We start from the raw sequence: 18,940 nt of genomic DNA, 5'->3' as shown, positions 1-18,940 counted from the left end.
CTCTATTTGCTGTAATAAGAAAACCGCACCTGTGTCTCCCTGCATTCCCCTGCGCCGACCTTTAGCGTGTGTCCAGCTTCCCGCGCGGCCTTGAAATCTCCGGGCAGGCTGGACCACGGCTCCACGGCAAGGGTATATGCCCTGCCAAACCACGGTGCGCTCTGGTGCCCGCCGTACATCCCCCATATCCACAGATAGGGAAAGACTTCTTTATCCCACTCCATACGGACGCCGATATCCTTTACCGGATTAAAAATCCTGTATTCCCCGTCCTCGAGCCCGCTCGCCACGCATTCGAAATAAACCTTGTCGGACATCGCGGCAGCCACGCTTACATCCACCGGTTTCCCGTCCCTGCCGGGCAGCATGGGCCATTTCCCGCTTACCGCTCCGTCAAACGGGCAGTTTTCACCGATTGTTTCCGGCAACACACTCACATCAGGCCTTCCCGCAAGCTCTATCGTAACGCCTTTCTCAATAAACGGGAATCCGAACGCCGGATGGTGCCCCCACATAAATTCAAGTGGCAGTAAGCCGGTATTGGTAACGCTTTGGCTGATCGAGAACCCATAGGAATCGAGTTCCATCGTAAAAACCTTTTCCAGAAAAAACGGCGAGCGTATCATCCTTGCCGTGCAGGCAACGCTGATTTTTTCCGCGCTGTCCTCTATGATCCTGCATTCCCAGGGGTAAATACACGCTTCGCCATGAACTCCAATTTCGGCTCCATAATAATCCGCAGGCGCTCCATAGGTTGGGAAAAGCTCCTGCCACCCTCCCGCATAGGTATCGATAAAGCTTCCTCCCGCCGCCGCTTTGCTGCTTGGGTAACCCATAGGCCGCAGCTCGTTGAAGGAATGCCACATACAGTCGACGTCCTTTTCCTTATGCAGTATTTCTACAATATCAGCGCCCTTCCCGGACGCGATCACCAGCTTAATCCTGTTGTTTTCGAGCGATATCATTTCAACGCCGTTTTGTGTGTAACGCCGTATCCGGCACCCATAATTGCGCGTACGCGATTCCTGTTCAAACACCTTTTCTCTCCCGTTTCATTCGCCGAGCAGCTTTTTTGCGTTCCCGCCGAATATTTGTCCGGCTGTCTGTGCGCCAAGCCCCAGTTTATCGATGGTATCCAGTATGTTGTTCACCTGTTCGTATACGTAAAACGTATATCCCGCCTCTGCCTCCGTGCCCTCGGTATGCGTGTTCCACGCAAAATCCTCTCGCGCAAGGTTTTGGTAGGCAGTTTTGGTCCATGTCCGTTTTCCATGCCACAGGAAAATCGGCTCGTCCGTCCCGAACAGGATACGTTCAGGGGATAACTTTTTCAGCGCAAGCTCGTAAACCGCGGGATTCAGCACCGCTGCCGTATCAAAATACAGCCAGTGGATATCCTCGCCCATTTTTTCGATTGCCTGACCGAAATGGTAGGGCGTAAAGCAACGCCCGAAATGCGCAATACACAGCTTAAGGTCTGGGAAGTCCCTGCGTATCTCTTTGAGCTCTGCGATATTGCGGTCATCCGGCATACGTCCCGCGCGCGGAAGGTGCATCATCACGACCTTGCCCAGTTTTTCCGCCAATGCAAATTGCTCGCGTGGCATAAAATCAAAAATTCCTACCTCAGCGCCTTTTTTGCCAGACACCATGTCCGGATAGGGCTTTACGCCGGAAAACCCATTTTCCATCAGCATTTTTTCCAGATAATCCACTCCATACTCCGGCTTGATACACAAAAAGCCGGAACGGATAGTTCCCTCGCCGATACACTGTGCAATATATTCGTTTGACGCTTCGATATCCGCCTCCCTGATTGGGAAGGGAAAAGCATTGATTTTATAATCAATTCCCGGGAACATCGTATCAAAATAGTACCGCGCGTCCTGCGCGCTCATCACATAGCCGCACTGGAACGCCCAGTCGTCCATAATCCGTTCTTTGGGAACATCTTTTACATGCTGCTCGAGGTTTACGTGCGTATGCACGTCATATACCTCCCGCGGCAGGCGCGGAAAAATCTTTTCCTCATAAAACGTTTTGTCCAGCACGCTCTTTTCAAAGTATGCGTATTTCATGCCGCCCTCCTCTACTGATAAAAGCGTTCGATGCAGCTCCACATTTCCATGTACCTGCTATATTTGCCTTCATAATATGCGGCTTCCTTTGCACAGGCCGGTTCCACACGGTCCGTATGCACCATTGCCTGCGCCGCTTTTGCATAGTCCGGGTAAATGCCCGCGCCTACCGCGGCGATCATCGCCGCGCCCAACGCGCAGGTATCCGTTTCGCGCATCTGCTCGATCGGCACGCCCGCCACCGCGGCAATGATATGCTTCCATATTCCGCTTTTGGCCGCGCCGCCCATGATCTTCAGGCTGCGCACCGGGCAGCCGTTTTTTTCAAAATCCGCAAGCGTCCGTTTCAGCCCAAACGCTACGCCTTCCATAATCGCCCGTGCAAAATCGAATTTATCGCTCGAAAGGTCAAAACCGGTAAAAGTCCCTTTGGCTGCGGGCTGCCATACCGGGTAATTTGCCCCGGCAAGGTACGGGTAGAAAAACACATCGTTTTCCTGCGCGATGCGCTGCTCCACGCCCCTGTTGATTTCCTCCCAATCCTCGTTCAAAAACTGGTTTTTGTACCATTGCAGGGACGCGCCCGAGCATGCCAGCGACGCAATCGATCCATACAGGCCCTTTATGGGATGTATGCCCGGCGCAATATACGTATCCGTAAAAAGCGGCTTTTGCGCTATACCCATCACCACCCATGTGGTTCCGGTGGAAAGAAGCATATCTCCCGCGCTGGTTGCGCCTGCTCCAATCGAAGCGCAGTACTGGTCGTGTCCGCCGTTATAAACGGGCGTGCCCTCAAAAAGCCCCATTTTTTCTGCCGCTTCTTTGCGCAGCCCACCAAGCAACGCCCCTGTCGGAAGTATTTCCGGCAGCTCATTTCTTTTTATGCCCGCAGCCTGCAGGATCGTATCATCCCAATCGTTGTCCCGTATACTGAAAAGCTGGCGCATCGCGGCGTTGGTCGGATCAACCGCATCCCTGCCGGTGAGGAAATAATTCATATATTCGAGCGTCGTCAGGTACTTCCGGCCCGTCTGCCCTTCTTTTTTCATACGTGGAATTTTTGCCGCGTCAAACGCGGGGCTCAGCTTCCATCCTGTCGTCTTGTAGAAATACTCTTCTCCCGGCGCGTTCCCTAATTGCCGCGCCTCTTCCTGCGCACGTCCGTCCATCCACGTCCACGACATGCCGAGCGGACGGAGCCTGCCATCCACGGCAACCGTACTGCCGCCCTGCGTGGAAAGGGAAATCGCTTCCACCGGCGCGCCGCGCATGGCCTTTACGCATTCCTTCACGGCAAAGACGCTTGCCCGGATCCATTCGTCCGCATCCTGCTCAATCTGCCGCCCTTCTCCAAGAAGCGCATAACCGCTGTATCCCTTTGCAAGAACCGTCCCGTCTTCAGATACCGCGATGGCCTTTGTCCCTGTCGTCCCGACGTCAATTCCAATGACAGGCATGATCTCCCTCCTTGCTTGCCCGGCCTTACCCGGCGTATCCTTTATTCCCCGATAACCTGTACCTGCACCGTCCGTCTGCGTCCGCGCGTCTGATCCATATCCACAAAATAAATGAACCCATAATCGCCCATGTCCATTTCACCGTCGATAAGCACAATGGTTTCGCTCCTGCCCAAAAACACCGAGCGCAGGTGCCCGTCGGTATTGAGCGTCTCCGGCTTCGATTCCCCGTGCTCTGCCGCAAATTCGGTGAGCCTGGGGCCCGGGTGCATATACTGCCCCTCCTTACGACAGGTGGGAATTATATTTTCAAATACATCGCACAAATCCTGCTGCAAATATTCAAGTCCCGTATATGCAACGTCAAACGAACATTCCTGCGTCATTACAGAGCAGGTCGTGTGGTGCGAGTATACGACGCAAAGACCGTTTTTGATCTGCGAACGCTTCAGAATATCGCGCACCTGTCTTGTTACCTCATGGAATTTTACGCCCTTTTCGTCGGACGCTACCTCAAATGCTTCCCTGAAAACCTTCATTGCTTTCCTCCCTTTTGCCTGTCCTCCCATGCCATACGCACATTGCGAATCATGTCGTCCACCATTTTCAGCGGATCTTTCGCGTTTACGATGCCTGACGCTGAGCCTACGCCCTCTGCGCCTACGTAAATATTGCGATACACCTGCTCTGCCGATGTGATGCCCGCCGCCTGCTCCACAAGGATATCAGGATAAATCCCTTTCACCGCCTCGATGGAAGCCTGCACATACGAAAGGTCGCTCGCCGTACCGGTGCCGATCAGCTCTGTTGGCTCCGGGTTGATGATGTCCGGGTGCAGCAGCGCGATCGCTTTTGTCTCCGCAATCGAATCCGCGCACGCGAATGACAAAAGGTCAAGCTCGTTCGCCCGTTCAATCGTTTCGCGCACCTGCGAAAGGGACATCGGGCGTTCGCAGTGGTTCATCACCACGCCCCGCGCGCCCGCGGCGGCAACCGCCTCCGGCATCACCTCCGCCGCGCCCCGTCCCGGGCGCAGCGTGTCCATATACGGCGCAATTACGATCAAATCCGTATTTTCTGCAATCCTGCGGATATCCACGTACGGCGCGGTGAACAGCACGTCAATATCATACTTTTTCCCAGCCTCGTCCGCCGCCTTCGCAAGCCGGAACACATCCTCGCCGTAAATATAATTCTTTACGCCCACTTCAAAAAAGGGCGTCCTGATCTTTGCCTTCATTCCTTATTCCCCTGTAATCTGGATGTCCACTACTCTTTTGCGTGCGCGCACCTGATCCCAGTCAATAAAGTAAATGTAACCGAATTCTCCCAAATCCAGCTCGCCGTCGCACACCACAATCGTCTCCGAACGTCCAAAGAAGACAGACCGCAGGTGCGCCTCCGTGTTGAGGCTCGTCCACTCGCCCTCTTCCGTACCAAGGCCCATGGCAAATTCGATGTGCTTGGGGCCGGGGTGCATATACTGTCCCTCATAGCGGCAGGTGGGGATCAGCTTTTCCATGATGTTGCACAGGTCCTGCTGAAGGTATTCATGTCCAAAATAGGTTTTGTCGTGCGAGCATTCCTGCGTCATCACAGAGCAGGTCGTGTGATGCGAATACACCACGCAGGTACCGTTCCTGATGCCCGAAGCCGCAAGCGCCTTTTTCACCTGCTCTGTCACGTCGTGGAAGGTAGGATTCAGGCCGTCCGACTGAACTTCAATTTTTTCGCGATAAGTTTTCATTATGGTTCTCCTTTGATTTTTCTTTTATAGTATGATTGTTTCCAACCCGCAGTATTCCGCAAAATACCCAAGGGCCTCCGGCGTTTCTCCATATACGATCACATTATGGTGCGTTCCGCCGTTTTTGCTGTACTCTTCCAAAAACCGTCCAAGCCCTCCTTCCGGCCGAAACCAGCCGTTTACGGATTCGCCCAGCTTGTTTTCCCCGTCAATTCGTGTCATTTCACCCTTTTTGACCAAAAGCAGGAACCTTCCATTTCTGAGAGGCGCAAGGTTCACAAGTACAGCCTCTCCGCCCTTCATGGTGCTGTAAGCCACCGTAGGGTTTTGTGCATCCGTAAATTCAAATTCCTTTTCCGTCAAAAACGGTTTCCCGGATGCGACGTTGTAATTGAATTCGCCCATATGACTCATAAATACGCTGCCATTCTTCCAGTCCGGGCAAAACATCTCTGAAAAGGTCACGTTGGGGTTTGTACTCAAAAGCGCGCCGACCAGCCCTGCCGTAATCACATCGCCCTCCCCGGCATAACCAATGCCGGCAGCCATTGCCTTACAGCATTCCACAAACGGCATGACCGGTAATCCCGGCCTTGAACCCGCTGTGGCAAGGAAGTTGATCGTAAACGCCGACAGTCCTTCGTCGCGCACCCATTTTCTCACGCCCAGGCCTGTTCTTGCCGATCTGTCGTAAACGTCCCTTGCAAGCGTTTTATCTATCTCAAAAACATTTTTATCCTGTTCAAATTCCGCGTTGATTTCTTCCTGCGATACCTGCCCTATGCGCTCCGCGCCCTTTTCCCAGTCGTATCGCACGGCTTCGATCCCCAAACAATCGCGCATCTCCCGGTCCCGTACCTGAAAATCGCCCATTCCTTCAAACGGCTCTCCAATAATACCCACCTTTGCCGTTTGGAATATCTTCGCGGCCTTTGCCATATCCGCGGCTTTTTTGATGCGGTCAATAACGTCCGAATGCTCGATATGCCCGGCAAAAACCGAGTATATCTTATCATTGCGTTTTAAAAGGTTGCACATGTCCTGTACGCCGTGTATGCCGTGGTTGAGCATAATCTGTGCTTCATCCGTCGACTGGTCAAAGCAATAGCTCGGCGTTGTATCCAGTATCAAAATCGGACATTGCGCGTTTTTGAGCGCGCCCTCCGATTCAAGCGACGGCGAATAGGCCAGATGCAGCGTAACGATTGCGTCAACATCTTTCTTTGTAAACGCCTGTATCGCGTCGTTAAATTCCTTTTTCGTCCTGCATACATTACTCGTATGTACGGTGAGCTGCGCGCCTTCAAGCGCTCCGACCACTTTTTTGTGGAATTCGTCAATCTGTGGACGCAGCTGTGGCATCGTACGGTCATATAGCTCCACATAAAGCGGCAGCAGTCCTATTCTGGTATTCCTCATAACGTTTCCTCATTGCGGGCATACGTTGCTGTTATACGTATGCCCGCGCCATCTCATACAAATTTTGTGTTAAGCTGTCGTCTGGTATTCGTATTTTTTCTCAAACTGTTCTACATTGTCCTTCGTAATGATAATCGAGCCGGAGTCAACATTCGGCGGGATGGGATTGATGCCCGCGCCGAGGTAATCCTCCACGACCTTAAAGTTGCCGTTCACATAATCGTGCAGCCACTTTGTTGCGATATATCCCTCTACATAAGAGTTCTGTGCAAAGGAAGCCGCGATTTCGCCATTCTTGATCAGCTCGAGCGTCGCAGCGTCCCTGTCTCTGCATACGATCGTCACTTTGCCGCTAAGCCCGGCTTCGCGTACCGCCGTTGCCGCGCCCACGCCGGATACCGCGTCCACGCCTACGATGCCCACTGCATCAGGATTCGCCTGCAGCGCCGTGCCGATTGCCGTCGGCGCAATCGTGGAATCCGCCTTGTCGTCTACCTCTACCACCTTGATGTCCGGATATTCAGCCAACGCCGCGAGGCAGCCGTCCTGGTTGTCTTCCGCGGACTTCTGCCCGAGTGAAAGCGAATTTGCAACAATCACAGTCCCTTTTCCGCCAACGCGCTCCGCAAGCTCCTTACCCATGTTGTAGCCGTTGTTGTACGGCTCGCAGCCGATAAAGGAAAGCCTGTCCGAGGTTACGTCGGAGTTGACGATGATCACCGGCACGCCTGCCGCAATCGCCGCGTCTACCGACGGGCCTGTTTCTTCAAACTGTCCGTGCAGTATGATGCCAGTAACGCCTTTCGCAACCGCCTGGTCAATCGCCTCTGCCGTCTTATCCGGCTGCGCCTCCTGCGGCCCTGCGAAATACCACGTTGCTCCCATTTCTGCACACGCGTCGTTTACGCCGCCTTTAAGCGCATCAAAGAACTCAAGCTGGTTGAGGCTCATGATCACGGCGTATTCCTCGCCCTCACCGCTTGCCGCACCCGCAGCCGTAGCCGTCTGTCCGCTGTCGCCCTCACTGGACGCAGCCGCTCCGCCATTGGCGCAGCCGGTCATAAACAGGGTTGCCATGATGAGGCAGATTGCGATGATGCTCATGGTTTTTTTCAATTTCATAATAGTTCCCTCCCTTAATTTTTCGGTTCCTGGAAAAACGGTTCTTTTTGCGTTTTTCTAAGAAAGTCCTGACACCAGCTTCATGATCGTTTCTTCGCTGGCTTCTCTATTATCGAGTATGCCCGTTATTTTTCCTTCGAACATACATACGATCTTGTCGCACGATGCGATGAGCTCCGACATTTCCGACGACACCAGTATGATCGCCTTGCCGTCCACCGCCATTTTACGGAGCAGCGCATGGATTTCTGCCTTCGCGCCCACGTCCACGCCACGTGTTGGTTCGTCAATCATGATGATGTCCGGGTTCGTGGTCATCCACATGGCGAGCAGTACCTTTTGCTGGTTCCCGCCCGAAAGGTCCATCACGTTTTGATTGGCGTCGCTGATCTTGATGGACATCGCGTCAACATACTTTTCCGTGTTTTCCCTGATGTCCTGATATTGCACCATTCCATGCCTGCTGAACTGTTCTGTGCTCGCCGCCGCGATGTTGCTATTCACGCTCAGCCCCAGAAACAAGCCCAGTATTTTGCGTTCCTTGGTGATATACGCCATTTTATATTTCTTGGCTTCCATTGGGTTTTTGACCGTGCGCTTTTTGCCTTCGATCTCTACTTCCCCGCTCTCTGCCCGGTAACACCCAAACAGCGTTTCCAATAGCTCCGTCCTGCCCGAGCCTTCCAGCCCTGCGATGCCAAGTATCTCCCCGCGCCGCAGCTCAAGGTCGATATCCCGCACCATTTTGCCGCGGTTGAGCTTGTCCGTACGCAGCACGACCTCGCCGATCTCGCTCGTCCCGACCTTATAGTCGTATTCCACGTCGCGGCCAACCATGTACCGCACCAGCTCTTCCTTGGTGGTCTGCGGCGTTTTTTCAAAGGTAATTACGTGCTCCCCGTCCTTTAGTACGGTGATCTCGTCTGCAAGGTACAGTATCTCGTCCAGCTTATGCGAAATATAAATTACCGTTACCCCGCGTGATTTGATATCCGCAATGATCTCAAAGAGCTTCTTTGTCTCTGTCTCCGTAAGCGCCGAGGTCGGTTCGTCGAGTATCACGATATCCGCGTTTTTGGAAATAATCCCTGCGATTTCGCACATCTGCTGCGCGCCAAGGCTCAGGTTGCTCATCGTGTCCTTTTCGCTGATGTGTGAAAGGCCTATATTGTCGAGTATTTCCCGCGCTTTTTTGTACATTTCATCGTATTTGATCATGCCGTGCCTTTGTGGAAGCCCGTGTGAGAGCACGTTGCTTGCCACGTCAAGGTGCATGAAGTTACTCAGTTCCTGGTACACGATGCCAATGCCAAGCTCTGTCGCTACGATTGGGTTTGCGATGTTCGCCTTTTTACCATCCACGAATATCTCCCCGGAATCCGCGCATTGCGCGCCGGAAAGTATCTTCATCAGCGTGGATTTTCCTGCGCCGTTCTCGCCGATGATTGCGTGTACGCTTCCTTTTTTGATCGCAAAGCTCACGCCCTTCAGGGCCTGCACGCCCGCAAATCCTTTTTTTACATCTACAAGTTCGATTGCATTTGCCATAGTTTTCACCGCCCGCCGTTATGCGCGCGCTTTTGCGCGCCGCCTCTTATTGATCTGGTCGATTCCTACCGACAGTACCAGGATCGCGCCGATGATGACCTCCGAATAGTTTGGATTAATCCCTGTCAGTACCAGCGCGTTGCTTATGATCTGCATCAGCAGGACGCCCATTCCAATGCCAATCATCGATCCTTCGCCGCCGTCCATCGAAAGCCCGCCCACAAGAAGCGCTACTACAATGCGGAACTCAAGGCCCGAGCCGATCGTCTGGCTGGCTGTACCCAGCCTTGAAACGAGTACCATTCCGGCAAACACCGCAAGGATGCCTGTAATCATATAGGAGATATAAGTGAATTTCGTAATGTTGATGCCCGCCAGCCGCGCGGAATCCTTGTTGCTTCCTATAAAGTAAGCGTTATGGAAGAAGTTGACCTTCTTCAGCACGAATATCCCTACGACGAACACCGCGAGCATATAGATAATGCTGATTGGTATACTCACGCCAAAAAGGTTAAGCTCCGTGCGCCCAAGCGTGAAAAAGTCCGTTGGAAAGTTTGCAATGGCATTTGCAGCGATTACCTTCTGCAGCCCTTTATAGGCCATCCATGTGCCCAGCGTCGCCACAAGCGGCGTAACGTGGAGATGGCAGATCATGACCGCATTGATAATGCCAAGCACCGCGCCAATGAGGAGCGCCGCAACGATACCGACCAACGCATTTCCCGTCGCGTTTATGATCATACCGCCAAGCACGCTTGCAAGGCCCATCGTGGAGCCGACAGAAAAGTCGATATTCCCCGCAATGAGAGATATTCCCATCGGTACGGCGATAATAAGATCCGACGACATACCCAGAAGCAGCACCCTGACGTTAGCCGGGTTGGCAAAATCCCTTGTTGTAACAGAGAGCAATACGATGATCACCAGCAACAGGATAGCCAGTGTAAATTCCCTTGCCTCCATACATTTTTTAAAGCCGCTTTTTTTAATTTGTAATGTGTTTTCTGCTCCTTGCCTGCTCATGATTCCTTTTTTATATGGCATACTGATCCCCTGTGCCATATTCCCCTTTCTTATAATTTAGGCAGCCTGAGTCTGTACTGCCTGCAGAAACTTATTTTGCGCTCGAGTGCATTTTTTGGTAATTTTTAATCAGCGTTGTTTTCAGGTTATCCAATTATAAACGTATCCCTGTCAGACTAAAGCATTCGCTTGTGAGAATTGATAAATCTGTGTAAATGATCTTCTTTTCCGGTTGCTCGTTGTTATAAACATATTTGAACATCGTTTCCAGTGCCACATAAGAAAACAGCTTTGGTTTCTGGTCGATGATCACGTCGACATATTCCTGGCGCATAAGCTCTATGGCCTCATACGATAAATCAAAGCCCACGAGTTTGATATCCTGTCTTCCCGCCTTGCGCATCAGCTCCCCCACAAGGTAGGTGTTCGCATCTGTACAGAATATCCCGTTAAGGTCCGGGTTCCCTTCCAGAAGCTGGCTTACCATCTCGCTGTATACGTCGGAATCGTCCGGTATCGTAAGCTCAGATATATTGATCTTCGGGCAGTGCTCCTGCAGGTAATCGGTAAAGCCATGCTTACGGTAAATTGTCTGCATATGCTCGATTGTCTGCATCACCACGCATACATTGCCCTTTTTTCCAATATAATTTGCAAGCAACTGCCCCCCAATGCGACCCGCCCTGTAAGCGTCCGGGCCAACATAGCAGATGCGCTCGCTCGCCGGAGCGTCCGCTCCAAAGGTGATTACCGGCTTACCGTGGCTGGTCAACTCGCGTATCATATCATTAAGCTTTGTAGTGCTGGTTGGCTGCATAATAACGCCGTCGATGTCCTCCCTTTCGCACAGCCCTGCAAGAACGCTGCACTGGTGCCGCCATCCCTTTTCGAGTATTTCAAAAAATTCAATGGAAAGCCCAAAATCCTGATATTCTTCCGCAAAGTTGCGGAAACCTTCCTGCACCTCCGGAAAATAAGCCTTGGATACCTTGGAATAAACGATTGCGATTTTTACGCTTTTCTGCCGTACCAGCGCGCTTGCCAGCCGGTTTTTCTTATAATTGAGTTCCCTTGCCGCAGCCAGCACAGCCTCGCGGGTTTTATCCCTGACGCTGTTGTCGCCGTTCATAACCTTTTTTACAGTTCTCAACGCATAGCCCGAACGCATTGCAACGTCCTTAAGCGTGGCGGCTGGTTTTCTTATCTCTTCCATAGGTATATCCCAAATCCAATTATTTAATTTGCACTCGTGGGTAACTTTGTATCTAACTTATCATTTCATACGCTTTATGTCAATAGGTTTTTGTGAAAAATATTTATTTTTCACAAAAAAAGCCGCACCACATCGGCACGGCCTCCCTTACTTTCCTCAGCCACGGCTTATGCCGCGGCTGCCGCCTTTTTTGTTTCGATCAGGTAATTGGTGATCATAATCACGATCAGTACGCTTCCCCAGATAAGGCTTTTGACAAACGGCGCAAAATTGAGCAGCGTAAACCCGCTTTGTAAAATCTGCAAGACGAGGATAGCGATCACAACGCCTATCACCTTTCCCTTGCCGCCGTCCGGGCTGACGCCGCCAAGCGCGCACACAAGGATCGCCTGCAGCTGATACGTGTCTCCGTAACCCACCCGGGCTGAGTTTACCCGCGACATCATGATGATGGACGCGATACCGCACAGCAGGCCGGATAGCGTATAAGTAATCACGACCAGCCTTTCGTTCCTGATTCCTGAAAAAAGCGATACTGTACTGTTTTCTCCATACAGGTAAAGGCTTCTGCCCAGCTTCGTACGCCTCAGCATCAACGCTATGAGCACCGCCGCCGCAAGAAACAGGATAAAGATGACAGGGATATCGAATACCTTTGCGCTTCCAAATTTTATGAATTCCTTTGGAAAGCCTGTAATCCCCGCGCCATCCGTAATTGCCATTGCGATTCCCGTATACAGGATCATTGTGGAAAGCGTTGCAAGGATCGGAAGAACCGAGCACTTTGCAATCAATATGCCGTTAAATAGCCCGCACAGCAGGGAAACGCCAAGGGCGGCCAATACAGCCATACCGATCGCGTAACCCGCGTCTCCCCCGTTTTCCGTAATCCCTGTCATTATCATTGCCGCAAGCACGCTCGACATAGTCGCTACAGAGACGACTGAAAGGTCGATTCCTCCCGTAAGCATGCAAATCATCATGGCAAGGGCGATGAATCCGAATTCCGGTATCTGGTACGCCATAGACTGAAAGTTCATCGGCGATAAAAATTTATTGCCAAGGATTGCTGACAGCACAATGATAATCCCGGCGATTGCAACGATCAGGATGGTAAGGTTGATATCCTTTGCCACAAAACCTTTTAACGATTTTTTACCAGTCATTTCTTCCCCTCCTCATTCATCAAAAAGCAGCAGCTTCTTGCGTGTGCGGCGCGTGTGCAGCGATGTAACGATAATACACCCAAGCAGTACGATTCCGGTAAACAGCTGATTCCACGAGGTCGTAAGCCCCAGGAAAATCAGCGTCGTATGAAACAGCCGTATCAGCAGTACTCCCAGAACCGCTCCAAACACCGAGCCTTCGCCGCCGGAAAGCTTCGCGCCTCCAATTACGACAGCCGCAATCGTAAGCAGCTCTGTTCCTCCCACAAGGTTGTTTGTCAGCGGGGATGCCCACGCTACCTCTGAAACATAGATCACGCCTGCCACCGCGGCAAATACGCCGACCAGTATATAAATAAACAGGTGTGTTTTCAGCAGGCTGTAGCCTGCGCGCTTTGCAGCTTCCTGCGAGTTTCCCACTGCGACAATACTCCTGCCTATCGTTGTCCGCTGCAGGATAAACCATGTAAGGAAAACAATGACCACAACCGGAATGATAAAAACGGAAAGCCCGTATTGCTGCCCGTTCTCCAGCTGCGCCGTCACGAGCTGCGCTTTGCCAAACGCCACAAAGCAGGAGGGCATTTGCGGGGTATTGATCACCTCCGTGCCAAGCATGACCGCCATCAATCCAATAAACATGCTCTGCGTGCCAAGCGTCGTAATAAAGGTCGGCAACCGGAAAAAGTGGATTACTACGGCGTTAAACAAGCCGAGAAGCGCGCCCACGCCGATTGCGACCAAAAATGCCACCACGATATGATCCGCACCCGTGCTGCGTATCATCATGATTGAAGCATACGCAGAGAAAACAGCGACAATCGCAAACGACACGTCGATTCCCCCTGAAATCAGCACGATCAGCACGCCCATGGCGAGTATCATCATCACAGCGGAGGAACGCACGATGTCAAACGCATTCTGCACGGTTGCAAACGCAGGATTGGTACACGCAACGACAACGCAATAACAAATAATAATAACCAGAATATAAAACTGTGTTTTACCGAACCAGGATTTGACAGTATTCATCTATAACGCCTCCCCATTTCACGCATTTTTCCCCTCCGACATATAACCCCTGATTGTTTCCGAAGCTTCTTTTGATTCAAGGTCGCTGCTGGACAGTTCCCCTGCAATTTTTCCTTCACGCAGCACAAGCAGCCTGTTGCAGTTTGCAAGCAGCTCCGGAATTTCATCTGAAATGAGAATCAGCGCAAGCCCCTGTTTTGCAAGCAGCTGGATATATTCATAAATTTCAGATTTAGAGCCGATATCCACGCCAACCGTTGGCGAGTCGAGGATCAGCACCTGCGGCTGCGTCTCGATCCATTTGCCAAGCACCACCTTTTGCTGGTTTCCGCCTGAAAGCTCTCCCACGTTTGCATGGATGCCGCTTGCCTTTACATTGAGCCTTGTAAGCGCGTCCTGCGCGATCTTTTCCTGTTTTCCCCGCTGCAATATCCCCATCCTGCCTGAAATCTTTTTCAGGACGGCGGCGCAGATATTATCACTGATGCTTTTCTCAAGATATGCGCCCTGCGTCTGCCGATCCTCAGGCAGCATGGAAACACCTGCTTCCACGGCCTGCGTGGGCGAAGCCGGCCTGTACTCTTTTCCGTTCAGCAGCATCGTTCCGCTGTCCTGCGGGTTCAGCCCAAAGAGCGTGAGCGCAAGCTCTGTCCTTCCCGAGCCCAAAAGCCCGGTAATGCCTACAATATCGCCTTTTCTGACTGTAAGGCTTATCTTTTCGTAGTTGGGTTTGCGTGTGAGTTCTTTTATCTCGAGCACCGGCCCGTCGTCCTTTGTACTCCTTTGATAACGCGAATACTCGATGTTCCTTCCCGTCATATAATAACTGAGCTTCTTTTCGTTAAGCTCCCGCCCGGAAAAGTCGCCCACCTTGTTTCCATCCCTGAAAATCGTTACGTTATCAGCCACCTCCATAACCTCGTCCAGCTTATGGCTGATAAACACAACCGACATCCCGTTTTTCTTTAAATCCATTACAATGGAAAGCAGCTTATCCACCTCTTTTTTGGTCAGCGCCGTTGTCGGCTCATCCATAAAAAGAATTTTTGCGTCAAGGCTCAGCGCCCTGCAAATTGCGACAAGCTGCATATTGGATATAGATAATTTTTCCACAGAGGATTTCAGGTCCATCGATACATTGATACGGGCAAGCTGCTCCTCTGCGATTTGATAGATATCGTTCCAACTCACCAGCCTCCTGTTTTGGCTGATCAGTTTATTGGTTGCAATATTTTCCGCAACGTTCATGTGTGCAAATAATGAAAGATCCTGGTAGATCACCTGCACTCCTTCGCGGATCGATCCCCTGACAGACATTTTTGAGTATTTGTTTCCGTTGAGTATGATTTCCCCGCTGTCCGGCGCATGTACGCCTGAAATCACCTTGACAAGAGTGGATTTCCCGGAGCCGTTTTCCCCGACAAGGCAATGGATTTCCGCTGGCGAAACCGAAAGGCTTACATCCCGCAGCGCTTGCACGCCGCCAAAGGATTTGCAAATATGGTTCGCAGCCAGAATTTCTGAGCTCATTTCTGATACCTCCCAAAGCATAAGATGTGTATTGTGTGGGATAAGGCCGGGGTATCCCATTCCCGGCCCCTCACCACTAAGACAAGTTAGAAGGAATACTGGTCAATGTTATCTGCCGTAAATACCAGCGGTGCATTTCCATACAGGATCCCGCCCTCGATTTTACAGTCCTCGTAGCCATCCTTTTCAAGATCGATACCGTCTTTGATTTCCTCACCGTTAAGCATTTTGTAGGCGATGTTGAGCGCTACATACCCTGCGTCCGCAGGCCTCCAGCACTGGCCGGACGTAATCCAGCCGTCTTTGATATAGTCCCCGCTTGCCGACGGCATCGCCAGACAGGAAATCTTCACATTTGTATTGTTGGTTTCTTCGAGCAGCTTCGCCATCGATATCCCGGCCTCCACCGTCATGCCAAGATATCCCCCGAGATCCGGATGCGCTTTTAAAAGCTCCTGCGCCACGTTATACGCCACCGTCGCGTCCACCTGGTCCTCGTAAGGCTGTTCGGAAACGAGCTCCATATCCGGATAGTTTTCTTTGATGTATTCCACCGCCGCATTGTACCACTGGTTGTGTGTTTGCATGGTAAGCGCGCCAACCGTACCGGCGTATTTACCCTTTCCGCCCATTGCTTTTGCAAGGTTTTCCCCATAGAGCGCGCCAAAGTCGTCGTTGTTGAAGGCTTCCATATCCCAGTCGACCACGCCGTCCAGCGCCTGCGCCTCGTGGGAGATCACGATAATGCCGTTCTCCTTTGCTTTTTCAATCGCCGGTATCAGCGACTCCGGATCATTTGGCACGACGCAGATCGCGTCCACGCCACGCGCAATGCAGTCTTCCATCATCGCAGCCTGCTTTGCAGGATCACCGCCCTCCGGCGCAATCTGTGAAACCGTTACATTCGGATGGTCCTTTCCAAACTCCTCTACGCCCTTCCTCATGTCGTCAAACCAGGCAATCCCCTCCGTCTTGGCAATCAGTACGATTTCGAATTGCTCGTCCCCGCCGCCCGAAGCCGCCTGCGAAGCGGTTTCCTGTGCGCCCGCATCTGAAGACGCGTCCGTTCCGGCAGTTTCCTGGGTTGCCGTTGTGCCGCTGCCTGCGCAGCCAGTGAGTACCATTGCGACCACGATCATAACCGCGATCAGAGTTACCGTTATTTTTTTCATTTGTCCTCTCCTTTTATCATTGGTTTTTTCACGTTTCCTGGAGTTTTAATTTTAAGGAAACAGTAGAAATTATATGTGCCGTCCCAAGTGCAGATAAAGCCCATTACGGGATATTCGGGCGTAACTCGTTGCCTCTGTTCGTTCTTCGTTCTGCGCCCGGAAGCAGCGCGGCGTGCCATATATGGGTTCCAGGCTTTGTACGCCGCGTCCCCAAAGGCAATGCTTGTAACAGGCTTTGTAGCAACGTGCGCGATATCACATAAAATCGTTACCTGCTAGTGAATTGAGCTTCCCCCGCCAACCGCGAGCGAGCAACCCGTGATGTAATCCGCATATTTGGAAAGCAGCAGTACGACGCCGTTACCGATGTCCTCTGGCCTGCCACCGCGCCCAAGCGGTATTTTGGCGACGGCAGCATCCCATTCCTCGCCCTTTTTCTTTCCGGATATCTGTCCCAGCATCTCATCCGTCTGCACCCAGATATCAGTTTCTATGATGCCCGGGCACACACAGTTGACCGTGATATTTTCCCGTCCAAGTTCCTTTGCGAGCGACTGCGTAAGTCCCCTCACGCCAAATTTTGCCGCGGAATAAGAGCTCAGGTATTCCCAGCCCTCAAGCGCACAGTCTGAACCGGTGTTGACAATCTTCCCGCCGCCGTTCTTTTTGAGATAGGGATATACCGCACGGTCTGCAAGGAATACGCCCCGCAGGTTAATGCCGATCATCCTGTCCCAGCGCTCGGGCGTCATCTCTTCAAAATGGCACATATCCGTTATCCCTGCATTCGCGGCGAGCGCGTCGATCCTGCCGTATTTGTCATACGCCTGTTTCATCAGGTTCTCTACCTCGTCTGCTTTCGTCACATCGCACTTCACGTACAGCAGGTCCGGATATCCCAGTTTTGAAAATTCCCCGGGCAGGACGTCGTTTAACAGCTCGGCTTCAAACCCGCTGATCACAGGGATTCCACCCTCTTCCGCCACTTTTAGCGCAATTCCCTTGCCGATCCCTTTTGTGGAGCCGGTCACCACTACTACTTTGTTTTCCAGTAACATTTTTTCCTCCTGTTCTCCATGCCGCTCCTGCCGCTATGTATGGGCAGGGCGCATGATTTGAAATGATAAATACAGATGTAAAAAGTTTACCTTTCCGGGCGAACAAAAAGGCATAAAAAAAACGCCAGAATTGGCGTTCATTCCACAAAAAACAAGCTGAACGAAAAGGTAAACTTTTTCATTCGCAGAAAATTCCCGGCAAGCAAACCGGCAACACACACATATTCACTTTTAACGAATCGAAACAGAAAAGGTTGTTTTGTTCTTCCCTCTCAAAATAAAGCATAACAGGAGTAAAGTCAACCGCTTTTGCACAAAAATTCAAATACCGAAATTTATTTCCAGTGACCGTTTTGTTTTTTTGATTATCGTGAAATTTATTTCACAGCACTATCGCCCGGAGCAAATCTTTTTCATCTTCGAATGCCAAAATATCATTCTTCTCTTTTTACACAGCAAAGGGCAGGCCGTATTTTACCTGCTTCGGCCTGCCCTGCATTGCATTGATTAAGCCAGCTCAGTGCACCTCGTATCCACCCGTAATGTTGATTGCCTGTCCTGTCATGAAGGAGGATTCCTCCGAGGCTAAAAACACAGCCAAGCGGCCTGTTTCAGTCACTTTGCCCCGCCTTCCAAGCGGAATTTTATCAAGAAGCTCCTGCTCGAAAGCTTTGGGATCCTTCCCCTCCACAGCCGCACGCGTCCGAAGAGAATTTTCGATCATCGGCGTATCGATGGTCGCCGGACACATTGCGTTCACACGTATTCCATATTGCGCAAATTCCTTGGAGCAGCAATCCGTGAAGAGCTTTACCGCTCCCTTGGAGGCGCAGTACGCGCTGTTGTCCTTTTCACCCGTTTTGGAACAGCACGAGCCAAGGTTGATAATCACGCCGCCCCCCTGCTTCCGCATGATCTCCACCGCGCCTTTTGTCGCCAGGAAAATACTGCGTACATTGATGTCCATCGTTTTATCCCATATATCCACCGGCATTTCCAAAATAGGCATCGGGATATCGATTCCCGCGGCGTTTACCAGTATATCGAGCCTGCCAAACGCTTCGACTGTCCTTTCCAGCATTGTTTCAATGTCTTCATCCTTTGAAACATCCGCTTTTACGGCAAGCGTCTTTACGTCAAAATCGCGCTTCAGCTCCCCGCAGGCATCCTTTGCGTTGTCTTCATTGAGGTCTGCAACCACTACGTTCGCGCCCTCACGCGCAAATTCTACGGCAATGCCCCGTCCGATGCCCTGTCCGCCGCCGGTCACGAGCGCTATTTTACCTTTCAATAAATCCATTTCGCTCTCTCCTTTTCATGCCGCGCTCAATACTTCCAGCAGGCGACAGGCTCCTCGCACGGGAACTTCGTA

At 51.6% G+C, this 18,940-nt stretch carries 17 protein-coding genes; all 17 read right to left on the bottom strand.

Going from position 1 to position 18,940, the window contains the following annotated elements:
* Positions 1-2 precede the first annotated feature (2 nt).
* The 17 genes from ACS5WU_RS11915 to ACS5WU_RS11835 all read right to left on the bottom strand — a co-directional run bounded on the left by ACS5WU_RS11915 (position 3) and on the right by ACS5WU_RS11835 (position 18,868).
* Positions 3-1,037 carry a DUF4432 family protein gene (locus ACS5WU_RS11915; protein WP_059109027.1) on the bottom strand — a complete coding sequence of 345 codons (1,035 nt, stop codon included), beginning with the start codon at positions 1,035-1,037 and terminating at the stop codon, positions 3-5.
* A 15-nt stretch (positions 1,038-1,052) separates the two neighbouring features.
* A complete protein-coding gene (locus ACS5WU_RS11910) occupies positions 1,053-2,078 on the bottom strand; it encodes an amidohydrolase family protein (protein ID WP_465089174.1) in 1,026 nt (341 codons plus the stop codon).
* Positions 2,079-2,089: 11 nt separating this feature from the next.
* Positions 2,090-3,538 carry a xylulokinase gene (locus ACS5WU_RS11905; RefSeq protein WP_302761578.1) on the bottom strand — a complete coding sequence of 483 codons (1,449 nt, stop codon included), beginning with the start codon at positions 3,536-3,538 and terminating at the stop codon, positions 2,090-2,092.
* Positions 3,539-3,579: 41 nt separating this feature from the next.
* Positions 3,580-4,077 carry a secondary thiamine-phosphate synthase enzyme YjbQ gene (locus ACS5WU_RS11900; RefSeq protein ID WP_046441909.1) on the bottom strand — a complete coding sequence of 166 codons (498 nt, stop codon included), beginning with the start codon at positions 4,075-4,077 and terminating at the stop codon, positions 3,580-3,582.
* The gene (locus ACS5WU_RS11895) at positions 4,074-4,778 is read right to left on the bottom strand and encodes a triose-phosphate isomerase (RefSeq protein ID WP_046441910.1); all 705 of its coding nucleotides are present in this window, start codon (positions 4,776-4,778) and stop codon (positions 4,074-4,076) included. Before ACS5WU_RS11895 ends, ACS5WU_RS11900 begins: the two co-directional genes overlap by 4 nt.
* Positions 4,779-4,781: 3 nt before the next feature.
* Positions 4,782-5,285, bottom strand: a complete 504-nt coding sequence (locus ACS5WU_RS11890) for a secondary thiamine-phosphate synthase enzyme YjbQ (protein ID WP_046441911.1) — start codon at positions 5,283-5,285, stop codon at positions 4,782-4,784.
* Between the two features lie 24 nt (positions 5,286-5,309).
* On the bottom strand, positions 5,310-6,704 hold the full coding sequence (locus ACS5WU_RS11885; RefSeq protein WP_046441913.1) for an L-arabinose isomerase family protein: 1,395 nt from the start codon (positions 6,702-6,704) through the stop codon (positions 5,310-5,312).
* A gap of 69 nt (positions 6,705-6,773) precedes the next feature.
* Positions 6,774-7,826 carry a substrate-binding domain-containing protein gene (locus tag ACS5WU_RS11880; RefSeq protein WP_302761581.1) on the bottom strand — a complete coding sequence of 351 codons (1,053 nt, stop codon included), beginning with the start codon at positions 7,824-7,826 and terminating at the stop codon, positions 6,774-6,776.
* A gap of 57 nt (positions 7,827-7,883) precedes the next feature.
* Complete coding sequence (locus tag ACS5WU_RS11875; protein WP_046441915.1) at positions 7,884-9,374, bottom strand: sugar ABC transporter ATP-binding protein; 1,491 nt, start codon at positions 9,372-9,374, stop codon at positions 7,884-7,886.
* An 18-nt stretch (positions 9,375-9,392) separates the two neighbouring features.
* Positions 9,393-10,418 carry an ABC transporter permease gene (locus tag ACS5WU_RS11870; RefSeq protein ID WP_320606728.1) on the bottom strand — a complete coding sequence of 342 codons (1,026 nt, stop codon included), beginning with the start codon at positions 10,416-10,418 and terminating at the stop codon, positions 9,393-9,395.
* A 133-nt stretch (positions 10,419-10,551) separates the two neighbouring features.
* Complete coding sequence (locus ACS5WU_RS11865; protein WP_302762007.1) at positions 10,552-11,610, bottom strand: LacI family DNA-binding transcriptional regulator; 1,059 nt, start codon at positions 11,608-11,610, stop codon at positions 10,552-10,554.
* Between the two features lie 167 nt (positions 11,611-11,777).
* Positions 11,778-12,776, bottom strand: a complete 999-nt coding sequence (locus ACS5WU_RS11860; RefSeq protein WP_302762009.1) for an ABC transporter permease — start codon at positions 12,774-12,776, stop codon at positions 11,778-11,780.
* Between the two features lie 12 nt (positions 12,777-12,788).
* Complete coding sequence (locus ACS5WU_RS11855; RefSeq protein WP_302762011.1) at positions 12,789-13,808, bottom strand: ABC transporter permease; 1,020 nt, start codon at positions 13,806-13,808, stop codon at positions 12,789-12,791.
* A gap of 18 nt (positions 13,809-13,826) precedes the next feature.
* The gene (locus tag ACS5WU_RS11850) at positions 13,827-15,338 is read right to left on the bottom strand and encodes a sugar ABC transporter ATP-binding protein (protein ID WP_302762013.1); all 1,512 of its coding nucleotides are present in this window, start codon (positions 15,336-15,338) and stop codon (positions 13,827-13,829) included.
* A gap of 86 nt (positions 15,339-15,424) precedes the next feature.
* Positions 15,425-16,510, bottom strand: a complete 1,086-nt coding sequence (locus ACS5WU_RS11845) for an autoinducer 2 ABC transporter substrate-binding protein (RefSeq protein WP_046441924.1) — start codon at positions 16,508-16,510, stop codon at positions 15,425-15,427.
* Between the two features lie 275 nt (positions 16,511-16,785).
* Entirely contained in the window at positions 16,786-17,568 is a 783-nt protein-coding gene (locus ACS5WU_RS11840; RefSeq protein WP_059109038.1) for an SDR family NAD(P)-dependent oxidoreductase, read from the bottom strand.
* A gap of 517 nt (positions 17,569-18,085) precedes the next feature.
* Positions 18,086-18,868 (bottom strand): SDR family NAD(P)-dependent oxidoreductase, encoded by a 783-nt coding sequence (locus tag ACS5WU_RS11835; RefSeq protein WP_046441927.1) that lies wholly within the window; start codon positions 18,866-18,868, stop codon positions 18,086-18,088.
* Positions 18,869-18,940 lie beyond the last annotated feature (72 nt).

The organism is Christensenella sp. KGMB01412 (assembly GCF_055522415.1).
Note: the sequence above shows the minus strand (reverse complement) of the source record. Positions and strands in the feature narration are given on the sequence as shown.